Here is a 7,250-nt window from a genome sequence, read left to right as displayed (position 1 = left end):
AGACTCAAGTATTAGATGGATTTTGCTAAATTGTTTACGAGAAATATCGCTTGGATAAGAGCGGGTCATAACTACCTCCAAAGGTTTTATGAAAACTATCATTATACCTTAATGAGAAGATTTTAAACAGGCTCTTAAAGCTAGCTTAAGCTAAAGAAGCCTGTTTAGCAGCTTCTTCTTTTCGAGTTCTATAGAGAATGAATAAATTACTTCCAACAATAACCATAGCGCCGATTAATGTATAGATATCTGGTGTTTTGTTCCAATAGGTAAAGTCAAGAGCTACTACCCAGAAGAAGGTAGAATAATCAATAGGAGCAAGAATTGAGGCTTGTGCAAAACGAAGTGATTGTGCAATAGCGTATTGAGCTCCAGCTGTCAGAACACCTACAATTGCAAAAAGACCCCAGTGGGCCCAAGGCATCGGTTTCCAAACAAGGTTAAACTGAGGAGATAGCCAATTTGTGTAAGACGAAGACATCAAACCTAAAATTAGCATCGCTACGATCATTACGAGGTTTGGGTAGATCGCAATAGCAAGGCTATGCTCTGTTGATGCTAAACGGCGCATGAGAATCTTGTTCAAAGCTCCGAGGAAAGTTGCAAAAAGAACCAGAAATGCTGCTGATTCCATTACACTTGATCCGGGGCGCATAGCAATGACAACTCCTATAAGACCAATTCCTACAGCAACCCATCTCTCGCGGGTTACTTTTTCTTTAAGCATCAACGAACCTAAGACAATCATGAAAAAGGGCGAGGTATAGCTAAATGTATAGATTGTCGTTAAAGAAGCGAGCGAAAAGGCAAACATAAAACAAAAAGTATATATCAAATTAACCGTTAGCCGGGTGAGATGGCTAGTTGGGTGTTTTGAATAAAGAATCTTACGCGGCCCTCCTTGGAAGTAAGTTGCAATAAAAAGAGGAACCAAACGAGTAAATGCGCGTAGCAGAGTGACTTGACAGACGCTATATGTGCCCATGAGATGTTTAATGAAAGCATCAGATAGCGGATAAAGCGCTAATCCAAGAATCATTAAACCAACTCCTAGTACAGCTTTATTTTGTAGTTTTCTATCTGCATTAGCCTCACATACCATAAACACTCCTTCTGATTCAAAAAATAAACCATGCTAAAGGGATTTTTTCCTCCATTATTCTTTAAATAATAGATATTTGTATATGTTTTTATTTTTTCTTACATATACAACAGCTTGGCATACATATACTACAACAAGAATGAGTAGGGTGACGAAGAAGCATCTGATTAGTTAATGTTTCTTCTTGTTCTATAATGGTAAGAACTGCTTGAATCCAATCAGGATGATGGTTGAGAGCAGGACAGCGAATAGCGGTTAACCCCTGCTTGCGAATGGATGGTAAATACAGTTTTTCGATTTCAAAAAGAGTTTCTATATGATCTGAAGTAAAGCTTAAAGGAATAACTACTACTGTTTTCCTATCTTGGGTCCAATTGCTAATCTCTTTGCATACATCACTTGTATAAGGACGAAGCCATTCTTGCTTATCAAATTGAGATTGATAAGATAAATGACAAATCGCTTGAGGAAACCGTTTTTTAAGAGCATGAAAACTTAAACCACATTCTTTTTCATAAGGATCCCCTGTACAAACAAACTTTCTAGGGATTGCATGGGCTGAAAAAAGCAAACATACCTCTTCTTCTTTAAGTTTGTGTTGGCTTAAACAAAGGCGGATCTGTTGCTCGAATGCATTAAGATATAAAGGATGGGTTGCATAAGATTTAATCCAAGAGAGCTGGTTTAAATTCTGCCCACATAAATTACGAGAGAAAAAAAGAGCTACGCTTCCTGTTGTAGCATAGCTAAATTGGGGGAACATAGGAAAAACTCGTATCTGATGATCTTTCGGTATTTGCTTAATGGCAGATAAAAAGCAAGCATGCGTTTTAGGCAAATAACGATGAAAAGTAAGAATAGGTGCTTTTCTATATTGCCGCAAAGTTGCAGCCATCTTTTCCGTATCCTCATAAATCGGCGATCTACCACCGATTTTTGCATATTCAGGAATAACTTTTAATGCACGCTTTTTTGCAATGCGGGTAAATAATAAACGATGAATAAAAGAAGGAAAGGGAGTGCGAATGACCTCTTGATCGGTAAGTAGCTCTGTTAAAAATCCTTCAACCTCTTGTAAATCTCTAGGACCGCCAAAATTGATAATGAGATAAGTATTTGACATAATTAGAACCTTAAACGATAAACATACACTTTTTTATCTTATTGTGTTACAGATCATTTTATGTTAAGGAAAATTTCCACCCTATTACTACTGGCTCTTCTTTGCTGCTGTGGAAGTAAAAACCACCAACAAAGAGTGGCTCTTGACCCTAGTTGGTATCCTTTGGATTTAGAGGATAAAAATGCGCAATTGGTAGGATTTTCTACAGAAATTTTGCAGAAGATTTCAGAAAAACTTCCACTTGCTAAAATTATAACAGATGCACACTACTTATTAGAAGACTTGTTCCAAGGAAAATATGAGGCTGTGCTCTCTTCTTTTCCTCCCTATAACTTTAACAAAGACCGCTTTGATTTTTCAGAAAGCTATTTAATGTTAGGTCCTGTAATTGTAGTAAATAAGTCATCCGATATCTCTTCTATCAAACAGTTAAAAGGCAAAGCTATCGGTGTACTCTCTGATGCTAATGCTTTATTAGTTGAATTGGTTCCTAATGTATTAATCCATCAATACACATCTAAAGCACAAGCCCTTGAAGATATAACTTCCGGTGTGCTTGATGCAGCTTTAATCGATATTCTAAGCGCTTATGCCTATTGCGAGGATCTCTATCAAGATAAGCTAAAGGTAGGATCCCTACCTTTAACCAATGAGGCTTTAAGACTGATTACAGCACGGGATAAAAATGGCTCTTTAATCAAAGCCTTTAATAAAGAGATTCATCGGTTAAAGCAGTCTGGAGAATATCAAAAAATAATTGATAAATGGGGCCTTCCACAAAAAGAGATAAAAAAATAAAGATATTTAAGAAGAATTTTTTACAGAGCCATTTGCACTAGCTGGAAAAATACGACATTTATCGTGCTCGCTATACTCTATTCTTATTTTTTCTAACTCTTTAAGATCAACTGGACAAGGTTGAATATCCCAAACTAATTTTGCATAATTTTTAATCGATTCATCGGAAGAAAAATTTCCCATGGCTGCTATGTTCTGCAAAGCATACTCTGCCCATTGTTGAGGTTTTAAAAATAGCTCTTCCACCGATTTTTGAATTCTATAATAATCTAATAAATCGCCTAAGACAAAGTAATAATCCGGTATATAACTCGCTTGGCTATGTAGCAAATTTTGATATAAATTACTAAGAGCTTGATGCTCTTCTTCTGTTTGTGTAAAACTTTGGTCGCGTAGAGAGTCAAGTGCTTTTCGAATAGAATCGTTTTGCATATAGATATCCCAAGGATTATAGTTGCCCGTATGGCGAATTAAATCATTCTCTAATGCGGTTTTACCAAAACAAAAGGGCCAAAAGCGGTCTGTTACCTGTTGATGCATCTCAATATTTGCTCCGTCTTCTGTTCCAATTGTCAAAGCTCCGTTCATTGCTAGCTTCATATTTCCAGTGCCAGATGCTTCTGTCCCTGCTGTAGAGATTTGCTCTGATAAATCTGCTGCAGGAATAATCATTTCTGCTTTTGATACGCTGTAATTCTCTATAAAAACCAATTTTAATTTCTGGTTTGTTTTAGGGTCTTGATTGATTCGCCTAGAAATACAGTAACTTAATTGAATGATTTGTTTAGCCACTTCATATCCAGGAGCTGCTTTACCAGCAATGAACACCATTCTTTTTATACGACGCGCTTCTGGATTTTCTTGAAGTTCATGATAGAGCATAATTACATGGATGAGATTCATCAGCTGTCTTTTATACTCGTGAATCCGTTTGATTTGTACATCAAAAAGCGCACTCTCGTCTAAAAAAGAGTAATGACCAACAGGCTTTCCTGTGCTATCGCGTATAGGATTTGTATGTTGCAAACACTCAAGCAAGGCTTGCTTATTTTTTTTCTTAATTTCTAAAAACTCTTTTTGAGAATCAAAATTATTAGTAAATGAGGCAAGCTTGCGTATTTCTTGAAACTGTGTAATCCACTGTTTACCAATTTTCTTTGTAATAAATGCAGCAAGAAGTGGATTGCAATCTAAAAGCCACCTTCTTGGAGTCACCCCATTGGTTACATTGACGAATTTTTCCGGATACATTTCATAAAAATCTTTAAAGATCTCTTTTTTTAAGATCTCTGTATGTAGAGCAGCTACTCCATTCACTCGATGTGATCCATAAATAGCTAAATTAGCCATCTTGACTCGGCCCTCTTCGATAATCGACATAGATCGTACTCTATCTTCATCTCCTGGGTATTTCTGACGAATCTGATTACAAAATTCTAGATTTATTTTTTCGATGATCGCGTATTGACGCGGCAATAGATACTGTAAACTACTTTGATTCCACTCTTCTAAAGACTCTCGCAGGATGGTGTGATTGGTAAAGTTACAACAAGTTTTTACAACGTTTAAGGCTTCTTCCCATCCAAAATCGTGCTCTGTTATGAGTAGTCGTTGCAGTTCTGCTATGGTCAGAGCTGGGTGAGTATCATTGATGTGAATGCGCACTTTATCCGCAAACTCATTCATATTTGAGAAAATAAAAAGATGTCTTCTGATGATATCTTGTAAGGAAGCGGATACAAGAAGAAATTCTTGTTTTAAACGAATTCTTTTGCCTGTTTCATTGTGGTCATTAGGATATAACACATCGGTGAGACTGGTGTTTTCTGCGGCTGCACCTAGCATTCCTGCATTGTAGCGCTGCAATTGAAAGTTTCGAGGAGATTCTTTTGTAGTCCATAAGCGCAGTGTATTTACTGTAAAATCGGGAGTTTCTTTGTATCCAATAATGGGAATATCGTAAGATAGGGCTCTTACTTCTTCATAATCTGTTAATTCATATACGTCTACGCCTTGTTTATTTTTACCAGGAATTGCTTTCCCTGCATAAAAAACAGAAGCGGCATGCATATCACGACGATATTCCCAAGGATTTTCATGCAATAGCCATGCCTCTGGCCTTTCTACCTGAATCCCATTACATACCGCTTGATCAAAAATGCCATATTGATAGCGGAGCCCAAATCCAATAGCTGGAATTTGCTGAGTAGCAAGTGAATCCATTAAACAAGCTGCTAATCTTCCTAAACCTCCATTGCCAAGACCTGGCTCTGGCTCAAAGCGTAATTCTTCTTGATAGGAGCGGTTTAACTGTTTAAATACATAGTTAATTAAATCAGTAGCATGAATATTTATAATGTTATTCTGACAAAAACGCCCAGGCATATATTCCATACACAAGTAAAACAGCATTCGCGCTTTTTTCTCTCTGTAGGTATGTATACAAGCAGTCCAATTAATCATGATCTCCTCACGTAATGTCAGAGCAAATGCACGATAAAACTCTTCTGGGCTAGCTTCATTAATCGTTACTCCCATTGTAGTAATCAAGTAATGTCTGATTTTTTGTATTAAATTATCCGCTTGAGTTTGCGTTTTCAAATCCATCCGTTTCCTTTACTACTTGAAATTCTTTCGAGCATTGTGTAATTACTTATTATCTAACATAAGCAAGAGTTAATGTGCAAAAATTTGACCTTATTGTAATTGGTTCAGGTCCTGCAGGGGAAAAAGCAGCTGTCAAAGCAGCTTATTTTGGTTATAAAGTAGCGATCATTGAAAAGGAAGAGCTATTTGGAGGAGCTGGAACAGTAACGGGAACTCTACCTTCTAAAACTCTTAAAGAAACCGCTTTGTATTTTTCTGATAAATTAGAAAAAGGTCTTTATGGCATTGATCGCACTTTTTCTCATGAAGCCTCTATGACAGCTTTTATGTATCGTAAGAATTTAGTAAAAGACTCCTCTTCTAAAGAGATTTTTCATAATTTATCGCGCCATCATGTCAGCATCTTTTATGGAGTAGCTAGTTTTGAAAATGCGCACAGCATTCATGTACAAGGTAAAGATCGTGTTTCACTCTTTGGAGAGTTTATCATCATTGCTACAGGATCCTACCCTTATCATCCAGCAAATATCCCTTTTGATAATAAGCGAATTCACGATTCTGATACTATTTTACAATTGACAAGACACCCTTCTTCCCTATGTATTGTAGGAGCTGGGGTCATTGGCTGTGAATATGCAACTATCTTTGCAACAATTGGAACCCATGTCTATTTGATTAACGATAAAGAAAAAATTCTCCCTCATCTTGATGAAGAGATCTCAAATACACTTGTAAAAGAAATGCAGAGCTCTGGCATTGATATCCTTTTTAATACCTCCATCGAATCTATTGATGTCCCCCCTTCTGATCAGACCCCTATAGAGGTTCATCTAAAGAACAACAAAAGTTTAGAAGTTGATATGTTCTTATTTGCCGCTGGACGCAGTGGAAATATAAAACAACTTAAATTAGAACAAGTGGGAGTTAAAACAGGAAAGAGAGAATTGATCATAGTAGATCATCAATATCGTACTAACATATCTAACATCTTTGCAGTTGGAGATGTCATTGGCTTTCCCGCTCTTGCTAGCACTAGCATGGAACAGGGCAGAATTGTAGTAGCTCATATTTTTCAAACACAAGATCTAGAACACTTACCCACCTATTTCCCTTATGGAATTTATACCATTCCAGAAGTATCTACCATAGGTTTAACCACTGAAGAAGCAAAAGAAAAAAACATTCTTTATGCTACAGGCAAAGCCTACTACGCCAATATGCCCAGAGGTAAAATTATGGGTGCAAAAACCGGAATGCTCAAACTGCTTTTTCATAAAGACACTCTACAAATCTTAGGAGTGCATATCATCGGAAGAATTGCTACTGAAATCATTCACTATGGCGTAATTCTCGTAGAAGATAAAAAAACACTGCACCACGTAATATCCCAAGTATTTAACTGCCCTACTCTGCACGATCTTTATAAATATGCAGCCTATGATGGATTAATCCAAACAACGTCAAAATTTAAATAAAGCGATCTTGCTACTCTTTAGATATTGACTCAACAAAGATACAGGTTTGCCATAACAAAAGAATTAGGAGAAATAAAGTTTTTGCAAGATTTGCAAAAATGGGAAAAACAGGAGCAGGATGGTTCTTGGGAATTAAACTTCATTT

The 7,250-nt window shown here is 36.7% G+C and carries 5 protein-coding genes and 1 pseudogene; 3 read left to right on the top strand and 3 right to left on the bottom strand.

Annotated features, from left to right (window positions below):
* Positions 1-145 precede the first annotated feature (145 nt).
* Positions 146-1,102 (bottom strand): DMT family transporter, encoded by a 957-nt coding sequence (locus RHOW815_RS05875; protein WP_215217401.1) that lies wholly within the window; start codon positions 1,100-1,102, stop codon positions 146-148.
* A gap of 88 nt (positions 1,103-1,190) precedes the next feature.
* Positions 1,191-2,225 carry a ferrochelatase gene (gene hemH / locus RHOW815_RS05870; RefSeq protein ID WP_215217400.1) on the bottom strand — a complete coding sequence of 345 codons (1,035 nt, stop codon included), beginning with the start codon at positions 2,223-2,225 and terminating at the stop codon, positions 1,191-1,193.
* A gap of 60 nt (positions 2,226-2,285) precedes the next feature.
* On the opposite strand from hemH, the gene RHOW815_RS05865 reads away from it, so the two are divergent.
* Positions 2,286-3,023 carry a substrate-binding periplasmic protein gene (locus tag RHOW815_RS05865; protein ID WP_215217399.1) on the top strand — a complete coding sequence of 246 codons (738 nt, stop codon included), beginning with the start codon at positions 2,286-2,288 and terminating at the stop codon, positions 3,021-3,023.
* 6 nt (positions 3,024-3,029) lie between these two features.
* Here the strand turns inward: RHOW815_RS05865 and glgP are convergent, their stop codons facing one another.
* A complete protein-coding gene (gene glgP / locus RHOW815_RS05860) occupies positions 3,030-5,624 on the bottom strand; it encodes a glycogen/starch/alpha-glucan family phosphorylase (protein WP_245397541.1) in 2,595 nt (864 codons plus the stop codon).
* 80 nt (positions 5,625-5,704) lie between these two features.
* Between glgP and sthA the strand changes: the two genes are divergently transcribed.
* Complete coding sequence (gene sthA / locus RHOW815_RS05855; RefSeq protein ID WP_215217397.1) at positions 5,705-7,105, top strand: Si-specific NAD(P)(+) transhydrogenase; 1,401 nt, start codon at positions 5,705-5,707, stop codon at positions 7,103-7,105.
* 23 nt (positions 7,106-7,128) lie between these two features.
* Positions 7,129-7,250 (top strand): annotated as a pseudogene (locus RHOW815_RS05850) (transposase); the annotation flags it as partial.

The organism is Candidatus Rhabdochlamydia sp. W815 (genome assembly GCF_018642185.1).
In the GTDB taxonomy this organism is placed as follows: Bacteria; Chlamydiota; Chlamydiia; order Chlamydiales; family Rhabdochlamydiaceae; genus Rhabdochlamydia; species Rhabdochlamydia oedothoracis.
The sequence above is the reverse complement of the archived record's forward strand: the minus strand, read 5'-3'. Positions and strand labels throughout refer to the sequence as shown.